The sequence below is a fragment of the Burkholderia metallica genome, from assembly GCF_902832845.1.
In the GTDB taxonomy this organism is placed as follows: Bacteria; Pseudomonadota; Gammaproteobacteria; order Burkholderiales; family Burkholderiaceae; genus Burkholderia; species Burkholderia metallica.
Genome location: NZ_CADFDB010000007.1, coordinates 180,854 through 200,276 on the forward strand (window position 1 = coordinate 180,854; position 19,423 = coordinate 200,276).

Here is a 19,423-nt window from a genome sequence, read left to right on the forward strand (position 1 = left end):
AGCGTCACCAGTTGTATTTCGCGGTGGCGATCACGGTACGGTCGGTACCGAACACACAGACGTTCGCCGACTGGCAACCGCTGATGTAGTGGCGGTTGAACAGGTTCGTGCCGTTCACGGCGAAGCGCCAGTTGCGCGTGTCGTAATGCACGCCCGCGTCGAACAGCGTGACGCTCGATACCGTCAGCGAGTTGTCGGCCGCACCGGCCGACGCGCTCTGGTAGCGAATGCCGCCGCCGAGGCCGAAGCCCGTGAGCGGCCCCGTGTGCCACGTCCAGTCGGTCCACAGCGACGCCATCTGGCGCGGCCGCGGAATGTCGACCGGCCAGTTGTTCAGCGACACGTCGTTGGCCTTCACGTTCTTCACGTCCTGATACACGTACGACGCGATCACCGACAGGTTGCGCGTGACCTTGCCGGTCGCGCTCAGCTCGATCCCGCGCGAACGCACCTCGCCCGCCTGCACCGACTTCGTGCCGGTCGGGTCCTGGTCCGGCAGCGCGTTCGTGAGCACGTTGGTCTGGTTGATCTGGTAGATCGCCGCGTTCAGCATCAGGTTCTTGCCGGGCGGCTGCCAGCGCAGGCCGGCCTCGATCTGCTTGCCGCGCGTCGGCTGCGGCAGCCCGCCGCCGAGCAGGTTCACGCCGATCAGCGGGTTGAACGACGTCGCGTAGCTGACGTACGGCGACAGCCCGTAATCGCCCTGGTACGTGAGGCCGACGCGGCCGGTGAACGCCGTGACGTCCGCCTTCGTCGACGTGCCGCCCGCGCGATCGTCCATCCGCATGTTGACCCAGTCCTCGCGGCCACCGAGCGTCAGCGTCCAGCGGTTCCACTTGATCTGGTCCTGCGCGTACAGGCCGAACGTGTTCATCGTCGTGTACATATTGGTGCGGAACGTCGAATCGGGCGTGAACACCGCCGTCGTGACGGGCTGGTAGACCGGGTTGTAGATGTTCAGCGGCGGCGCGGCGGCGAGCCATTCGCTGTCGGTCGCGGTCTGGCGGTTGTACTGGAAGCCGAGCAGCAGCGTGTGCTGGAGCGGGCCCGTCGCGAAGCGGCCTTCGAGGTTGTTGTCGATGTCGAAGCGGCTGTAGTTCATCTGGAACACGCCGGCCCAGCGCGACACGTCGGTCGTGCTGCCGTCGACGAAGCCGTTGCCGAACACCGAGCCGTTGTCGAGCGACAGGTGCATCAGGCGCGTGTTCTGGCGGAACGTCCACGCCGGCGTCAGGTTCCGCTCGAACTGGTAGCCGACCGACCACTGCTTCTTGCGGTAGTAGTTGAAGTTCGGGTCGCCCTCGTACACGTCCTTGTTGATCTGGCCGTTCGGGTTCGGCAGCACGGTGCCGACCGCGGGCAGGAAGTTCGACGAGATGTCGCCCCAGTCCTGCAGATAGGTGGCCGACAGCGTCAGCGACGTATCCGCGTCCGGGCGCCAGCGGAACGACGGCGCGAGCGCGACGCGCTGGTCGTTGTTCGGGCCGGTCAGCGCATTGCCGTCGCGCGCGACGCCGACGAACCGGTACGCGTACTTGCCGTCCGGGTCGAGCTTGTCGCCGACGTCGATCATGAACTGCTTGCGCGCGTAATTGCCGATCTGCACGCCCGCTTCGCGCACGCGCTCGCCGTCGGCGAGCTTGGTCTGCACGTCGACGATCGCGCCGGGGTCGCCCGCGCCGTACAGCACCGAGGTCGGCCCGCGCAGCACGCTGATGCTGTCGATCATGTACGGATCGACGCGCCAGCTCGCGAGGTTGATCGTGTTGGGCACCTGCAGCCCGTTCACGTACGCGGTCGGCGTGAAGCCGCGCAGCGCCGCGTACCAGTCCGAACGGTTGTCCGACCCGTACGACGAGAAGCCCGGCACGTAGCGCAGCGCCGCGTTCACGTCGGTCGCGCCGGTCATCTCGATCTGCTGCGCGGTGACGACGTTGATCGTCTGCGGGATCTCGTTGATCGACGTATTGGTCTTCGTACCGGTCCGGCTGCGCTTCGCGACGAGCCCGACCGTGCCGTCGCCGTCCGAGGCCGCGTTGACGTTGATCGTCGGCAGCGTGCCGGTCGACGTACCGGCCGCCGCACCGTTCTGCGCACTGCTGGCCGGCGCCGCGGCGCCTGCGTTCACGGCGGGCGCCGTCTGGGCGTATGCATGCCCTGCCGCCGCACCGAACGCCACGCTTGCCGCGGCTGCGATCGCACGCAAACGCGTGCCTGTTGCCCACTCCATCTTTCTCTGCTCCACTTTTTTCATGCGGTCTCCGACCGCGCCTTTGTCAAAGAGCGAAAGCCATCCGGCCCGCGCTCACCCCGTTGTCCTTTCGTTTTTCCTGTGTTGCCCGGGCCGCCCCTTCGTCATGGGCGGGCGCGATCCCGCTTTCGAGCGACGCGCAGATCTCGTCCGCCCGGCGCGCCAGTACCGACAGCAGCGTGTCGGACAAGCCGTGGCTGTCTTCGCAGCAGCCTTGCAGGTAGATGCGCGGCGTGAAGTGCTCGGGCGTCGCGAGCAGGTAGTCGCGCGCGACGTCGCCGCGCACGAGCGCATCGCCCAGGTGCGGCGCGAGCCCGTCGAGCAGCGCCGAATGCGTGTCGCGGCGGTAGCCGGTCGCCAGCACGAGCGCGTCGAAGCGCTCGACGCGCGTGTCGCCGTTCAGCCGGTCGCGCAGCGTCAGTTCGACGCGGCCGTCGGCGGTACGCACCGCGGCCTCGATCGCACTGTTCGCGAGCAGCGCGTGACGTGCGGTGCCGTCGACGCGCTGCAGGTACAGCATTTCGTAGATCTGTTCGATCAGCGGCCGGTCGACCACCGCGTAGTTCGTGTCGCGGTAGCGCTCGAGCAGCGCGCGGCGCGCGTCGTGCGGCTGCGCATAGACGACGTCGGTGAACTCGGGGCTGAAGATCTCGTTGACGAACGGGCTGTCGTCCGCCGGCTTCAGTGCGCCCGCGCGCATCACGAGGCTTGCGTCGACGTGCGGGAAGCGGCGCGCGAGATCGATGAACACCTCGGCCGCGCTCTGCCCCGCGCCGATCACCGCGACGCGGCGGCGCTCGCCGTCGGGCGACGCGACGAGCCGGTCGATGTCGGTCAGGTACGACGACGAGTGGATCACGCGGTCGCGGCCGAGCGCGGCGAACGCGTCCGGAATCGCAGGCGTGCCGCCGACGCCGACCGACAGCGCGCGCGTGACGCGCTGGCGCTCGCGGCCGGTCGCGTCGCGCGACAGCACGCGCAGCGCGTCGATCTTCGCGCCGTCGCCGCGCACGGGTTCGATCCCGAGCACGGTCTCGCTGTAGTGGACGCGATCGTCGAACGCTTCGGCCACCCAGCTCAGGTAGTCGTGGAATTCGACGCGGGTCGGATAGAAGTTCTTCAGGTTGACGAATTCGTTCAGCCGGCCGCGTTCGAACAGGTAGTTGATGAACGTGTAGCGGCTCTTCGGATCGCGCATCGTGACGAGATCCTTCAGAAACGAGATCTGCATCCGGCAATCGTCGAGCAGCATCCCGCGATGCCAGCCGAATTCAGGCTGGCGTTCGACGAAGCAATGGGCGAACGCCCGCGTGCCGCTGCGCTCCGCGAGGCGCACGGCCAGCGCCAGATTCGACGGCCCGAAGCCGACGCCGATCAGGTCGAATACGGTTTCTCTTTGCATGTCTCAGCTCCCTTGTCGATGAATCCGGCCCGTCAGACGTGACGGCCGGAGAAGAACGTCTCGCGCAGCGTGCACATCCACAGCGGCTGCGCGTCGGCCAGCGCGAGACGGCGCCGGCGCGCGAAGCCGTGCCGCGCGAGATGGTCGGCAACCCGTGCATGGCCGGCCGGAACGGCACAGCCGACCGCTTCGGTGCGCGGGTCGTCGAGAAACAGGTAATGCACGACGGACGGCAGCCAGCCCGCCACGCGATGCGGGCCGCGCCAGCGAGGCTCGCCGACCAGCATCCGCAGCCCGCGGTCGTAGTCGCGCGCCGCGACGTGCGGCCCGAGCGCGTCTTCCTTCAGCCAGAACGCCTCGAAATACGCGAACGGTTCGCCGTCGAAGCAGCCGACGAGCGGCGTCACGTGCGGATCGGCATCGGGTGCGGCGCCTTGCGGGCCCTGCGCGCCGGGCTGTGCACCCGGCCAGCCGTCGCGCACGCGCGGCGCGTCGAACCAGCGTGCGAGCCGAGCGGCGTCCTCGGCCGGCTGCCAGCCGCGCAGCGTGAAGCGCACGCCGAGCGCCGGCAGGTCGCGTGCATAGACGTCGCCGCGCGGCGCGGGCGGACGGCGCGGATGACGGCGGCCGTCGGTGAGCATCGGCAGCGTCGCGCACGGCAGATGCGGGCCGACGCGCCACAGATCGGCCTGCTGAGCCCAGCCCTCGCGCATGCAGCGGCCGGCGTCCGCCAGCACGCCGCTCGCGCGCAGCGCATCGAGCGCGACCGCCGGCCACGCGGCCGGGTCGATCCGGATCGCCGCGTGGCGCGCGCTGTCCGAAAACGCCGCGGCCAGCGCGGCGAGCAGCGCACGCCGCTGGTCGGCCGGCGCCGCGCGATGGTTGTATGCGACGACGCGCAGCGCGCCGTCGTCGCCGAGTTGCGCGCGCAGCAGCTGCGCGCCGATGCTGTCACCCTGCGCGACGCGGATCTCCGCGCCGTCGCGCACCGCGAACAGGCCGTCCGCGAACGCGAGGCGGTAGGTATCGAGCATCGTGAATCCGTCCGGACGCACTTCAGCCAGCATGGCGCGCCTCCTGTCCCGTTTCCGTGTGGGCATCGAGCCGCGCGCCGAGTGCCGCGAGCGTCGGCGCCGCGAACAGGTCGGCCACCGTCAGCGCGTGACCGGCGCGGTTCGCCGCATCGACGAAGCGCACGACGTCGAACGAGGTCGCGCCGGCTTCGAACAGGTTCGCGTCCGGGCCGGGCGCGGGCGTCGCGAACGTGTCGGACCACAGCGCCGCGAGCACGGCGGCCGCATGCGGAGCGTGCGGCGGCGTGGCAGCGGGTGCGCTGCGTTGCGCGTGCGCGCGCGGCGACGCGTGCGCGACGGCAGCCTTGTCGGGTGCGCCGAGCGCCGCTTCCGGCGCGCCGGCAAAGCGCGCGACCTCGTCGTGATAGACGTCGACGAGCGTGTCGACGAAGCCGCGCTCGAGCAGTTCGTCCGCATACGAGAACGCGGCGCTCACGCGACCGTCCGGATGCTCGACGACGTCCAGCTCCAGCGTGAACACGACGCGGTGGCGCACGTCGTCGAATCCGGCCAGCGACAGGCCGGCCCAGTCGCGGGCGGCGGCGCCGGTCGGGCGCAGGTAGTTGAACATCACCTGGAACAGCGGATTGGCCTGCGCGGCGCGCGGCGCGCGCAGCGCCGCGACGACGTCCGCGAACGGCACGTCGGCGTGCGCATAGGCGGCCAGCGCCGTGTCGCGCACGTGCGCGAGCACGTCCGCGCGACGCGCGGCCGGGTCGATCCGCGTGCGCACGACGACCGAATTGATGAAGAGGCCGAGCGCATCGCGGGCCGCGTCGCCCGTCAGCTCGCGCGTCGACGCGAGCACGCCGACCGGCTGGTCGGCCGCCCCCGTCGTGCGAAACAGCGCGGTGTTGAGCGCCGCGTGCAGCAGCATCGGCAGCGTTGCATGCGCGGCCGACGCCGTGTCGCGTGCCGCACGGACCAGCGCGCCGTCGAATTCGAACGCGATGCGCGCCGCGCGCCATTGCGGGACGGCCGGCGCATCGGCGCGCAGCGGCAGCACGCGCGCCGGCAGGTCGGCCAGCGCGTCGCGCCAGTACGCGACGCGGGCCGAATGGCACGGCGCGGGCAGCACGATCGGCCGGACGGCTGCGTCGGCCGGTGCGGCGCCGCCCTGCACGCGAGCGACGTAGCACGCGCGAACCGCGTCGAGCCACAGCTCGATCGATTCGCCGTCCGACACGATGTGATGGATCGTCACCGACAGCACGTGATCGTCAGCGCCGAGCCGCAGCACGCGCGCACGCCACAGCGGCGCATCGGCCGCGAGGTCGAACGGCGCGAGCGCGTCTTCGTCGGTCAGCGCCGCCGCCCGTGCGAGCGCATCGGCATGCGCCGACAGGTCGATCACCGGCAGGTCGACGGCTACGTTCGCGTCGATCCGCTGGCCCGGCAGTGCGCCGTCACGCGCGACGAGCCGCGCGCGCAGCGCCGGATGCACGGCCGCGACCTCCGAAAACGCGGCACGCAGCGCGTCGACGTCGAGCGGGCCGCGCACGCGCAGCGCGACCGGAATGTTGTACGCGGCGCTGTCCGGCTGCGCGCGCCACAGGAACCACAGGCCGAGCTGCGCGGGCGACAGCGGCCACACGCCGTGTGCGTCCGGTCTGGCCACCGCGACGCCGGGCGCCGCGGCACCGGCATGCGCGGCGCGCGGTGCATCGGCCACCTGCTGCGCGTACTGCGCGAGCACCGGCGCTTCGAACAGCGCACGCACCGGCACGTCGCGGCCGAGCCGTTCGGCCACGCGCGTCGCGACGCGCACGGCGGCGAGCGAATGGCCGCCGAGATCGAAGAAGTGATCGCCGCGGCCCACCCGTTCGAGATTCAGCACGTCGCACCAGATCGCCGCGAGCGCGGCTTCGTCGCCGTCGTGCGGCGCTTCGTACGTGCGTTCGACCCGCACCGGCGCCGGCAGCCGCGCACGGTCGACCTTGCTGTTCGCGTTGCGCGGCAGCGCGTCGAGCACGATCAGTTGCGCGGGCACCATGTAATCGGGCAGCGTGCGGCGCAGGTGCGCGTCGAGCGTCGCGGCTTCGACGGGTTGCGCGGCCGCCTGCGCATCGGCCGTCAGCTCGACGTACGCGACGAGCTGCGCGAGCGCGCCCTGCCCGTGCACGACCGCGCACGCTTCGCGCACCGCGTCGTGCGCGGCGAGCTGGGCCTCGATCTCGCCGAGTTCGATGCGCAGCCCACGCAGTTTCACCTGATGGTCGACGCGGCCGATGAAGTCGAACACGCCGTCCGCGCGGCGCCGCACGAGGTCGCCCGTGCGGTACAGCCGCGCGCCCGGCGCGCCGTACGGATCGGGCACGAAGCGCTCGGCCGTCAGCGCCGGACGGTCGAGATAGCCGCGCGCGACGCCGATCCCCTCGCCGCCCAGGTACAGCTCGCCGATCACGCCGACCGGCAGCGGATGCAGCCGCGCGTCGAGCACGTGCGCGGTGCGCGCGCCGACCAGCGTGCCGATCGGCAGGTACGCGGCGTCGCCGAGCTTCGCGAGGTCGTCGCCGGGCCGGAACATCCACAGCGTCGGCGTGATGACCGTTTCGGTCGGGCCGTAGCCGTTCACCACGCGCACGTTCGGCAGCGCGCGGCGCAGCATCGCGAATGCCTCGCGCGACGTCGCCTCGCCGCCGACGGTCAGCGAACGCAGCGTCGGCGGCGCGCCGTGCGCGAGCGCCCATTCGGCGAGCTGCGCCGCGCAGCCGGGCGGCACGTAGGTCATCGTCACGCCGTCGCGGACCATCATCGCGCAGGTCTGCGCCGGCGGCCACAGCACGTCGGCCGTCACCGATACGGCGGCGCCCGACATGTACTGCGAAAACCAGCCCTCGTGCGCGCCGTCGAAGTTGACCGACTGGAACAGCAGGAACACGTCGTTCTCGCCCGCGCCGTAGCGCTCGGCGATCGCCGCGCAGTGCAGCGCGAACGACGCATGGTCGACGATCACGCCCTTCGGCTTGCCGGTCGAGCCGGACGTGTAGATCGCATAGGCCGCGTGGCCCGGCAGCACGTCGGGCAGCGCGACCTCGACGGCCGGGTCGAGCGCATCGATTGCGTCGGCGCGCCACACGCGCAGCGCCGGCAGGTCGGGCAGCGACGCGGCGCTCGCGCCGTCGGTCAGCACGTGCGCGATGTTCGCGTCGCCGACGATCTGCGCGAGCCGTTCGCGCGGGTGCGCGGGATCGAGCGGCACGAACGCGGCGCCCGACTTCAGCACCGCGATCAGCGCGACGAGCAGGTCGACCGAGCGCTGCAGCGCGACGCCCACGCGCATCTCGGGCCGCACGCCGGCCGCCACCAGATGACGCGCGAGGCGCGCCGCACGCGCGTCGACTTCGCCGCGCGTGAACGCGCGATCGATGTCGGCCACGCCGCGTGCGTCGGGCCGTGCCCGCGCGTGCGCCGCGATGCGGGCATGCACGGGCACGAACGGTTCGGCGTCGGTCGCGCCGGCCGGCGCGTTCCACGCGAAGAGCTGCGCGCGCTCGTGCGCGGGCAGCCAGTCGAGATCGCCGACCGGCAGCTCGGGGCGTGCGAGTGCATCGCCGAGCAGCGTGACGAAGCGCGCGGCGAGCCGCGCGATCGCGTCCGCGTCGAACAGGTCGAGCGCGTAGATGAAGGCCGCGTCGAACGTGCCGTCCGGCGTCGCTTCGACGGACAGCGTCAGGTCGAATTTCGCGGACGGTGTGCCCGACGGCAGCAACGCGGCCGCCGCCGCGCCGAGCGCCGGCAGCGCGCGGCGCTCGCCGTACGCGGCCATCACCTGGAACAGCGGATGGTGGCTCGCGCTGCGCGGCACGCCGAGTGCGTCGACCACCTGCTCGAACGGCACGTCCTGGTGCATCTGTGCATCGACGAGCGCGCGCTGCGTACGCGCGACCAGCGACGAGAAATCGCCGTGCGCGGGCACGTCGACGTCGATCGCCAGCGTGTTGACGAAGAAGCCGATCAGGCCGGCGACTTCCGCGCGCTCGCGGTTCGCGGCCGGCACGCCGACGCAGATCCGTGCATCGCCGGTCGCGCGCGCCAGCAGCGCATCGAGCGCGGCCAGCAGCACCGCGAACGGCGTGGCGCCCGATGCGGCCGCGAAGGCGCGCAGTTGCGCACCGATGCGCGCGTCGAGCGAAAACACGTGACGTGCGCCGCGCGCACTGCGGCGTGCGGGCCGCGCGGCCGCGCCCGGCAGCGTCAGCACACCGCGCTGCGGATCGAGCCGCTCGCGCCAGAACGCGAGCTGGCGGTCGCGCTCGCCGGCGTCGAGCCAGCGGCGCTGCCACAGCGCGTAGTCGGCGTACTGGATCGGCAGCGGCGCGAGCGGCACCGGCCGATCGGACGCATACGCGCGATAGAACGCCGCGAGTTCCTCGAGCATCACGCCCGACGACCAGCCGTCCGACACGATGTGGTGCACGGTCAGCGCGAGCCAGTGATGCGTCGCATCGAAGCGCACCAGGTGAGCCCGCACGAGCGGCGCGACGCCGAGATCGAACGGTTCGGCTTCGTCGGCCGTCGCGACGGCTTGCGCGCGCGCCGCGCGCTGCGCGTCCGGCAGCGCTTCGAGGTCGGTTTCACGCCACGGGCAGCGCAACGGTGCGTGGATGGTCTGCGCGACGCCGTCCGATGCTTCGTCAAAGGTCGTGCGCAGCGCTTCGTGGCGCGCGATCAGCGCGTCGCACGCGAGACGCAGCGCATGCGCGTCGAGCGGGCCCGTCAGCGCGAGGCGCTCGGTGATGTGATATGCATCCGGCGCATCGATCAGCCGTGCATGCAGCCACAGCCGCGTCTGCGCGAACGACGCCGGTACGCGGTCGCTGCGCGGCGTGCGCGGCGGGATCGGCAGCACGCGAAAGTCGATGCCGGCCGCGCCGAGCTTGTCGATGAAGACCGCGCGCTGCGCGTCGGGCAGTTGCGCGAAACGCGTCGCGAGCGCGAGCCAGTCGGGTTGAACCTTCGTCATCCGTCGTCCTTATTGGGTTTCCAGTTCGCCGAGCAGCGCGTCGATCGCGCTCGCCGCATCGGTCGCGCCGCGTGCCGCGCAGGCCGCGTCGATCGCCTGCGCGCAGCGCGCCAGCGTGCGCGTGTCGAACAGCGTGCGCAGCGGCAGCGCGAGCCCCCAGTGCAGGTTCGCCTGCGCGTGGGCCTGCGTCGCGAGCAGCGAATGGCCGCCGAGCAGGAAGAAATCGCCGTCGCGGCCGATCGCGTCCACGTGCAGCACGCGCTGCCAGATGTCGGCGAGGGCGCGCTCCGTGTCGGTCGCGAGTTCGACTTCGGCGGCCGCTTCGCGCACCGGCGCGGGCAGCGCATGGCGGTCGCATTTGCCGTTCGGCGTGACGGGCAACGCATCGAGTTCGATCAGCTGCGACGGCACCATGTAGGCCGGCAACTGCGCGCGCAGCGCGTCGAGCAGCGCCGTACGGTCGAGCGGGCCCGCGTCGCCGCGGGCGACGTAGCCGATCAGTTGCTCGTCGCGCACGATCACGACCGCATCGTTCACGCCGGGCGCCGCGCGCAGCAGCGCCTCGATCTCGCCCGGCTCGATGCGCTGGCCGCGCAGCTTCACCTGCGTGTCGACGCGGCCGAGGTAGTCGAGCGCGCCGTCGGCGCGCCGGCGCGCGAGGTCGCCGGTGCGGTACATGCGCGCGCCCGGCACGAACGGATCGGGCACGAAACGCTCGGCGGTCAACGCCGGACGGCCGAGATAGCCGCGCGCGAGGCCCGCGCCCGCGAGATACAGTTCGCCGGTCGCGCCGGCCGGCACCGGCTGCCATGCGGCGTCGAGCACGTGCAGTCGCAGGTTCGCGATCGGATGGCCGATCGGCACGGCGACCGCGTTCGCGTCGTCGGGGCCGCAGGTCCAGTGCGACACGTCGATCGCGGCCTCGGTCGGCCCGTACAGGTTCACGAGCGTCGCGTTCGGCAGCAGCCGCGCCACCTTCGCGACGAGTTCGGGCGCGAGCGCTTCCCCGCTCGCGACGATCAGGCGCACGCTGTCGCATTGCGCCGCGGCCGAGAAATCGTCGAGATATGCGGCGAACGCGGCTAGCATCGACGGCACGAAATGCAGCACCGTCACGCCGTGCGCATGGATCGCGGCCGCGAGACGCGCCGGATCGCGATGGTCGCCGGGCGCGGCGATCGCGAGCTTCGCGCCGATCGCGAGCGGCCACACGAATTCCCACACCGACACGTCGAAGCCGAACGGCGTTTTGTGCAGCACGACGTCGTCGCGCGTCAGCCGGTACGCGTGCTGCATCCACGCGATGCGGTTCGCGAGCGCGCCGTGCGTGTTGCCGGCGCCCTTCGGCTTGCCGGTCGAGCCGGACGTGTAGATCAGGTACGCGAGCCGGGCGTCGTCGATCGAGTCGGCAGCGGCTGCTGCGGCGCCGGCTTGATCGGCTTCTTCGGCGAGCAGGTCCGCCACCGTCAGCAACTGCGTCGTCGAATCGTCGCCGAGCGCGGCCTCGACCTGCGCGCGCAGATGGGCCTGAGTGATCGCGACAGCCGGGCGCGCATCGCGCAGCAGGTACGCGATGCGCTCGGCGGGATAGTCGGGATCGACCGGCAGGTAAGCCGCACCGGCCTTCAGCACGCCGACGAGCGCCATCACCATGTCGAACGAGCGCTCGACGCACAGCGCGACCGGCGTGTCGGGCTGCACGCCGCGGCGGCGCAGCGCGGCCGCGATGCGCGACGTGCTGACGTCGAGCTCGCGATAGGTCGCGCGGTGTACACCGCCGTGGACATCCGCGTATTCGAGCGCGATCGCGTCGGGCGTCGCCTGTGCCGCATCGGCGAATTGAAGGTGCAGCGGCTGCCGTTGCGACGCCGGCCATGCACGCGCCGTGTCCTGCGCGAGCGCGAGTGCGTTACGGGTTGCGTCGTCGGCGATCGACAGCGTGCCGAGCCGCGCATCCGGCGTGCGGGCCAGCGCGTCGAGCGCACACGCGAACGCGCGGTGCCAGGTTTCGACCTGGCGCGCATCGATGCGCGCGGTGTCGTAGCCGTAGTCAATCGTCAGTTCGGCGCCGCTCTCGATCACGAGCGTCAGCGCGAAATCGGTCGATTCGATGCTGCGTACGCCGCTCAACGCCAGCGCGCGCGGATCGGCGTCGTGTGCCGTGTCGTCGACCGGGTAGTTCTCGAACACGACCAGCGTGTCGAACAACGCGCCGCCCGCGCCGCGCGCCCAGCGCTGGATGTCGGCAAGCGGCGTGTGCGCGTGCTCGGCCGCCGCCGCGTTTTCGCGTTGCAGCGTCTGCAGCCAGTCGGCCGCGCGTTGCTGCGGCGCCGGCGCGGTGATCACCGGCAGCGTGTTGATGAAGAGGCCCAGCACCGAGTCGACGTCCGCGAGCGCGTCGGGACGGCCCGCGACGGTCGCGCCGAATGCGACGGCCGACTGGTGCGTCATCCGCTGCAGCGCGAGCGCCCACGCGCCCTGCACCAGCGTGTTGACGGTCAGCTTCAACGCGCGCGCCGTCTGCGCGACCCGCATGGTCGTGTCGGCGTCGAGCGTCGCGCGCCACGTGAGCATGTCGGCCTCCGCGCGGTCGGCCGTCCGCTCCGCGATCAGCGTCGGCGCGTCGAGTCGCGCGAGGCGCGCGGTCCAGAAACGTTCGTCGGCTTCGCGATCGCGCGTGCCGAGCCAGGCGATGAAGTCGCGATAGCGCAGCGCCGGGCGGCTCGCGAACGGCGACACGGCGTCCGGGTCGCGATAGTCGCGCAGCACGTCGGCGAGCAGGCGCGCGGTGCTCCAGCCGTCGAGCAGCACGTGGTGACGCGTCCAGACGACGCGCCATGCGTCGTCGGTCACGCGGATCAGCGTGAGCCGCATCAGCGGCGGCTCGCGCCAGTCGAAACCGCGCGCGCGGTCGGCGGCGAGCCACGCGTCGAAATCGGCGTCGAGCGTGTCGCCGCGCGTGCGCCAGTCGAGCCGTTCGACCGGCATCCGGGCGTGGCGATGCACGCACTGCAGCGGCGCGGCTTCGTCCGGCATCACGCTCGTGCGCAGGATGTCGTGGCGCGCGATCGACGCGTCGAACGCGGCGGCGAGCCGGTCGACGTCGAGCGCGGCCGCGGTCGCGGTCGCGACGAGCTGGTTCACGTAGCTGGCATGGCCGGGGGCGAACAGCGCATGGAACAGGATGCCCTGCTGCATCGACGACAGCGGATACACGTCGTCGATCGTGCGCCAGTCGAGCGGCGCGCGTTCGATCGCGGCCTGCGTGAGACCGGCGGCCTGCGCGAGCGGGAAATCGCCGGGCGTCGCGCCGCCGCCGCGATGCGCGACACGCGACGCGCAGGCGTCGACGAGCTCGCGCAGCGCCGCCGCGAAGCGTTCGGCGAACGCGTCGACCGTCGCACGCTCGAATTGCGGTGCGCCGTAGACCCAGTGCACTTTCAGCGTGCGCGCGCCGTCGCGATCCGTATCGAGGTACGCGTGGATCGCGAGCGTATTGCCGAGCGGCCCTTGCGGGTCGCGCTCGACGCCGGTGCCGCCGAAACGCGGCACGAGCGTCGCGTCGCGCGGTGCGTCGAACTGGCCGAGATAATTGAACGTGACGCGCGGACGCGGCACGGCGGCCAGCGCCGCGCGCGTCGCCGCATCGCCGTAGTGCGCGAGCACGCCGAAGCCGAGCCCCTTGTGCGGCACCGCGCGCAATGCGTCCTTGACCGCGTACAGCGTGTCGCGCGCGGTGTCCGCGACCGGCAGCGTCACCGGGTAATGGCTCGTCAGCCAGCCGATCGTGCGGCTCGCGTCGGCATCGTCGAACAGCGCCTCGCGGCCGTGCCCTTCCAGCTCGACCCGGCACGCCGCGGCCCCGCTCGTGCCGGCCAGCGCCAGCGCGAGCGCCGCGGCCAGCAGTTCGATCGTCTGCGTGCGATAGGCCGCATGCGCATCGGTCAGCGCCGCGCGGGTCAATGCCGCGTCGATCGTCTGCACGACGACGGCCGCATCGGCGTTCGTCGCCGTTGCATCGGGGTGATCGGGCACGACGTCGTCGCCCTGCGCCATGCCGGCCCAGTACGCACGCTCGGCCGCGAACGGCGAGGCCGGATCCGTCGCCGCACGCGCGAGCCGCGCCGCCCATGCGTCGGCGCGCATGCCCGGCTGCGACAGCCGCGCCGGCGTACGTTCGCACGCGGCGCGGTACGCCGTGTCCAGGTCGTCGAGCAGGATGCGCCACGACACGCCGTCGACGATCGCATGGTGAATCGCGACATAGAGTTGCGTCGAGCCGTCCGGCAGGCGCGCCGCGCATGCGCATGCGAGCGGCCCGCGGCCGAGGTCGAGACGGCGCTGCAGCGCGTCGAAGCGCGCGAGCGCATCGGCTTCGTCGCGCGCGGCGACTTCGACGAACGGCAGCGCGTCGTACGGCTTCGCGGCCTCGCTGGCGTGCCACGTGCCGTCCGCGCCGCGCGCGAAGCGCTGACGGAATGCGTCGTGATGCGTGAGCAACGTGTCGAAGGCACGCGCGAATGCGTCGGCGTCGAACGGCCCGCGTACGTCGAACGCGACCGACTGGTTCCAGTGCCCCGGATGCGGGATGTCCAGCGCGAAGAAGCGCTGCTGCGCGGGTGTCAGGACCTGTGCCGTCACCGGCGCGCCGGCCGTAGCCGCCACCGCGGGCTGCGCGACGGCCGCCGCCACGTCTTCGGTCTTCGCGATGCGCGCGAGTTCGGCGACCGTCGGCCCGTCGAACAGCTGCTTCGGCGTGAAGCGCACGCCGCGCTTGCGCGCGCGGGCGATCACCTGGAGCACGAGGATCGAATCGCCGCCGAGCTCGAAGAAGTTGTCGTCGCGGCCGACCTGCGGCGCCTTCAGCACGGCCTGCCAGACTTCGGCGAGCACCGTTTCGACCGTGCCCTGCGGCGCATTCCCGCCCGCACTCGCAACCGGCGCGGCCGCCAGGTCACGCAGCGCGGCGCGATCGATCTTGCCGTTGGCGGTCACCGGCAGGCGCGCGAGCGCGACGAACTGCGCGGGCACCATGTAGTCGGGCAGCTTCGCGACAAGCGCCGCACGCAGCGCGGCCTCGTCGAAGTGCGCGCCGTCGCGCATCACGACGAACGTCGCGAGCCGCACGCGGCCGTCGTGTTCGATCGCGAGCGTTTCGGCCTGCGCGACCGGGCCGGCCGCCCGCACCGCCGCGCTCACCTCGCCCGGCTCGACGCGGTAGCCGCGAATCTTCACCTGATCGTCGATCCGGCCGAGGAACGCGAGGCGGCCGTCCGCGCGCAACCGCACGCGGTCGCCGGTGCGATACAGCCGCGCGCCGCGCGCGAACGGATCGGGGACGAAACGCTCGGCGGTCTGCGCCGGGCGCCCGAGATAGCCGCGCGCGACGCCGGGCCCGCCCAGATACAGCTCGCCCGTGGCGCCGGCCGGCACGCATGCGCCGAACGCGTCGAGCACCAGCGCGCGCGCATTCGGCAGCGGCAGGCCGAGCGGCACGCCGCTCGCGGGGTCGCGCGCGTCGGCGGCAATCGACGCCGTGTCGCACGCGATCGCGCCCACCGTCGCTTCGGTCGGCCCGTAGTGGTTGATCACGCGGCAGGCCGGCGCCAGCGCGGCCACGCGCGCGACGAGCGCCCACGTGAGCGTTTCGCCGCCCGTGACGAGCGCATGGCGCGGCAGCACGTCGGCCGGCACCCGTGCGTCGAGCAGCGCCTGCAGGTGGCTCGGCACGATCTTCAGCACGCCGACGTCGCGGCGGCGCATTTCGTCCGCGAACAGGTCGGGATCGAACGCGCACGCGGCCGGCAGCAGGTGCAGCGTGCGGCCCGCGCACAGTGCGCCGAACAACGTCGTGTGGCCGAGGTCGGCCGCCACCGTCGACACCATCGCGAATGATGCGTCCGGTGCGAAAGCGAGTTCGTCGAGCATCCCCTGCACGTAGTCGGCAAGCGCGCCGTGCGACACGACGACGCCCTTCGGCGTGCCGGTCGAGCCCGACGTGTAGATCAGGTACGCGCCCTGTTCCGGGTGCGGTGCGACGCGCACGCCGGCCGCATGCGCGAGCGTCGCGTCCTGCGCGAGCGCGTCGACGTCGAGCGGCTGGGCGTCGATGCCGGCCGGCCACGCGGCCGGTTCCGCGACGAGCGCCCAGCGCGCGCCGCAATCGGCCGCCGCGGCGGCGAGTCGCGCGGCCGGCTGCGCGGGATCGAGCAGTACGGCGAGCGCACCGGCCTTCAGCGCACCGAGCAGGCCGACGACGAAGCGCGCCGAGCGTTCGATGCAGACGATGACGGCCGCTTCGGCCGCCACGCCGCGCTGGTTCAGCGCGCGGGCGACGCGGTTCGACGCATCGTCGAGTTCGACGAACGTGAGCGACACCGACGCATCGGCGAGCGCGACGCGATGCGGGTAGGCGGCCGCCTGCCGAGCGAACGCGGCCACGATGTCCGCGGGTTCGACGCGCAGCGCCCGGCCGTCGCGCGGCTGGCGCGATGCCGCCGATGCGTCGCACGGCAGCGCGGCCGTCGGGCGTTGCGGGTCGTGCGCGGCCGCGCCGACGAGCGCCGCATAGCTGTCGAGCCACGCGCGCGCGGTGTCCGCATCGATGCAGTCGGTCGCGTAGGCGGCGACCAGTTCGATGCCGTTCGCATCGTCGGTGAAATCCACCGCGAAATCGAAGCGCGCGGCGAGATCGGGCCCCGGCGTCGCGACGGCCGTCGCACCCGGCAGCACGCTGTCGTGCCGCGCGTCGAACTGCTGCGCGAACTTCACGCGCAGCCATTCGTCGCCGCGCCGCACCGGCGGCTTCACCGCATCGACGACGCGCTCGAACGGCACGTCCTGATGCGCGACCGCGTCGAGCGCCGCGGTGCGCGCCGCATCGACGAGCGCGCGGAACGGCCGCGTCGGCGCCACCTGAACGCGCAGCGCGACCGTGTTCAGGAACAGCCCGAGCAGCGCGCGCGTTTCGGGATGCTGGCGATGCGCGACCGGCACCGCGACCACGACGTCCGTTGCGCCGGTCACGCGCGACAGCCACGCGTCGAGCGCAGCCAGCAGCACCGTGAAAATGGTGGCGTGCGCATCGCGCGCGAGTTGCCGCACGTCGGCTGCGACCGCATCGGGCAGCCGCATCGATACGCGCGCGCCTTGCAGCGTGCGCACCGGCGGCGGCTCGCGGTCGACCGGCAGCGCGAGCGGGCCCGGCACGTCGCGCAACGCGCCGCGCCAGTAGTCGAGCTGACGCGCGCCCTCGCCGCCGGCCAGCATGTCGCGTTGCCAGTCCGCATAGTCGGCGTACTGGATCGGCAGCGCGGGCAGCGACGGTTCGCGGCCTTCCGCATACGCGCGATAGGCAGCCGACAGTTCGTCGAATGCGCAGCGCGAGCTCCAGCCGTCGGTGATCGCGTGATGCGCGGTCAGCAACAGACGGTGACGGTCGTCGGCGAGCGCGATCAGCGTCGCGCGCAGCAACGGGCCGCGCGCGAGGTCGAACGGCTCGGCCGCATCGCGCTCGGCCAGACGCGCGGCTTGCGCGTCGCGGGCGGCGGGCGGCTGGTCGCGCAGGTCGACGTCGGCGATCGACACCGGCAGATGCGCGTGGATTCGCTGCATCACGACGCCGTCGTCGTTGTCGACGAGCGTCGTGCGCCATGCGTCGTGGCGCACGATCACGTGATCGAGCGCGCGCTGCAGCGCCACGCGATCGAGCGTGCCGTCGATCGTCCAGTGCGCGGCGATGTGATACGCGGCGCTCGCGTCACGCGTTTGCGCGAGCACCCAGAAACGTTGCTGCGCGAGCGATGCCGCGCGATCGACGTACGGCGCGGCCGAAGCGCCCGTGCCGGCCGCCGGACGGCGCGCGGCGATCGCGACCAGCGGTTCGCCGGTTTCGCGTTCCGCACGGTCGACCGCGTCGGCCAGTTCGCAGAGCGCCGGATCGGCGAACAGCGTATCGAGCCGCAAGTTCACGCGCGACGCGGCACGGATCGCGGCCTGCAACTGCATCGCCGCAAGCGAATCCGCGCCCAGCGCGAAGAAACGATCGTCACGCGACGGCATCGCGTCGAGGCCGAGCAGCGTCCGCCACAGGTCGGCAAGCTGTCGTTCGGTCGGCGTACGCGGGGCGTCGCCGCGCCCTGGCGCTGTGTCGCGCGCGGCGGCGATCTGCTCGCGCAGCGCGGCGCGGTCGATCTTGCCGTTCAGCGTATACGGCAGCGCATCGCAGCGCACGAACCGGTGCGGCTGCCATGCGGCCGGCAGTTGCGCGGCCACGTGGGCCTTCAGCGCCGCATCGTCGGTCGCCGCGCGCAGCGCGACGCATGCGATCAGGCGCGTCGGCCCGTTGCCGGTTTCGGCGACCACGGCCGCATCCGCCACGGCCGGATGCGAGCGCAGGCACGCGGCGATTTCGGCGGGCTCCACGCGCACGCCGCGCACCTGGACCTGGTCGTCGAGGCGGCCGAGATAATCGAACGCGCCGTCGGCGCGCCGCCGCGCGAGGTCGCCGGTGCGGTACACGCGCGCGCCGGGTTCGCCGTCGGCATCGGGAACGAAACGTTCGGCCGTCAGTGCCGGGCGGCCGTGATACCCGCGCGCAACGCAGACGCCGCCGAGCAGCAGTTCGCCCACGCCGTCGGGGTCGGCGGCGTCCACCCGCGCGACGCGCGGGCCGATCACGCGGCCGATCGGCAACGACGCATACGCATCGTCGGCGGCCAGCGCCGGCGTTTCGCCCGGCTCGACCGGCCACAGCATCGGCGATATCACGGCCTCAGTCGGCCCGTAGCCGTTGATCAGGCGCACCGACGGGAAGGTACGGCGCACGAATTCGAACGCCTGCTGCGGCAGCGCTTCGCCGCCGAACGCGAGCACGCGCAGCGTCGGCGGCACGCCGTCGCGCGCGGCCACCGCCGCGAACTCGCGCAGGTACGCGGGCGGGAACGCGGCCACGTTGATCGCTTCGTTCTTCAGCAATGCATGCGCGGCATCCGGCGCGAACGGTTGCGGCGGCGCGACGACGATGCTCGCGCCGATCGCGAGCGGCGCGAGCCAGCATTCGTGCGCGGCGTCGAAGTTGACCGACGCGAAATGCAGCAGGCGATCGCCCGCCTCGATCGGCAGTGCGGCCGCGAGCGCGTGGCAATGCGCGGCGAGCGGGCCGTGCTCGACGACGACCGCCTTCGGCGTACCGGTCGAACCCGACGTATAGATCATGTACGCAGCCGAGCGCGGGTGGACGGTCGCCGCTTCGTCGTCGGTGGCGATCTCCTGCCCGTCCGTCGTTTCCGTTTCAGCTTCGTCCGCCGCGTCGAATGCGTGTTCGAACGGCTGGCCGAGCGCCGCGCGGCCGGCCGCGTCGACGATCCCGTGCCGCAGTTGCGCATCCCGGACGATCCAGTCGAGGCGCGCGGCCGGATGGCGCGGATCGAGCGGCACGAACACGCCGCCCGCCTTCAGCACGGCCAGCAGCGCGACGAACAGTTCGCCCGAACGCTCGACGCACACGCCCACCCGCACCTCCGCGCCGACGCCGGCCGCGCGCAGTTGCCGGGCCAGCCGCGACGCCCGTGCGTCGAGCGCGCCGCGCGACAGGCGCAAGTCGTTCTGGAAAGGGACCGCGATCGCGGGTGCGTCGGGCACGAGGCGCGCCAGTTCGCGGATTCGGTGATGCAGCGCAGTCGGGAAACTCGTCATGTGCGTGAAGTCCTTCGGTCCGGCCGCTTCGGCCA

The 19,423-nt window shown here is 72.4% G+C and carries 5 protein-coding genes; all 5 read right to left on the reverse strand.

Annotated elements, in window-relative coordinates; genetic code table 11:
- Positions 1–4: 4 nt before the first annotated feature.
- The 5 genes from HWX08_RS20640 to HWX08_RS20660 are packed head-to-tail and all read right to left on the reverse strand — an operon-like array spanning position 5 to position 19,388.
- Positions 5–2,230: a TonB-dependent siderophore receptor gene (locus HWX08_RS20640; protein WP_481969237.1), complete on the reverse strand. Its 2,226-nt coding sequence runs from the start codon at positions 2,228–2,230 to the stop codon at positions 5–7.
- A 46-nt stretch (positions 2,231–2,276) separates the two neighbouring features.
- Positions 2,277–3,653, reverse strand: coding sequence for a lysine N(6)-hydroxylase/L-ornithine N(5)-oxygenase family protein (locus tag HWX08_RS20645; protein WP_174922927.1), 1,377 nt, complete (start codon positions 3,651–3,653; stop codon positions 2,277–2,279).
- Positions 3,654–3,685: 32 nt separating this feature from the next.
- The gene (locus HWX08_RS20650) at positions 3,686–4,720 is read right to left on the reverse strand and encodes a GNAT family N-acetyltransferase (protein WP_175807058.1); all 1,035 of its coding nucleotides are present in this window, start codon (positions 4,718–4,720) and stop codon (positions 3,686–3,688) included.
- On the reverse strand, positions 4,710–9,692 hold the full coding sequence (locus HWX08_RS20655) for a non-ribosomal peptide synthetase (protein ID WP_174922687.1): 4,983 nt from the start codon (positions 9,690–9,692) through the stop codon (positions 4,710–4,712). Before HWX08_RS20655 ends, HWX08_RS20650 begins: the two co-directional genes overlap by 11 nt.
- Positions 9,693–9,701: 9 nt before the next feature.
- Positions 9,702–19,388, reverse strand: coding sequence for a non-ribosomal peptide synthetase (locus HWX08_RS20660; RefSeq protein ID WP_174922686.1), 9,687 nt, complete (start codon positions 19,386–19,388; stop codon positions 9,702–9,704).
- Positions 19,389–19,423: the final 35 nt, after the last annotated feature.

Excerpts from the sequence above, each read along its gene's own strand:
- HWX08_RS20640 (WP_481969237.1), bottom strand. The coding sequence starts at position 2,230 with ATGGAGTGGGCAACAGGCACGCGTTTGCGTGCGATCGCAGCCGCGGCA.
- HWX08_RS20645 (WP_174922927.1), bottom strand. The coding sequence starts at position 3,653 with ATGCAAAGAGAAACCGTATTCGACCTGATCGGCGTCGGCTTCGGGCCG.
- HWX08_RS20650 (WP_175807058.1), bottom strand. The coding sequence starts at position 4,720 with ATGCTGGCTGAAGTGCGTCCGGACGGATTCACGATGCTCGATACCTAC.
- HWX08_RS20655 (WP_174922687.1), bottom strand. The coding sequence starts at position 9,692 with ATGACGAAGGTTCAACCCGACTGGCTCGCGCTCGCGACGCGTTTCGCG.
- HWX08_RS20660 (WP_174922686.1), bottom strand. The coding sequence starts at position 19,388 with ATGACGAGTTTCCCGACTGCGCTGCATCACCGAATCCGCGAACTGGCG.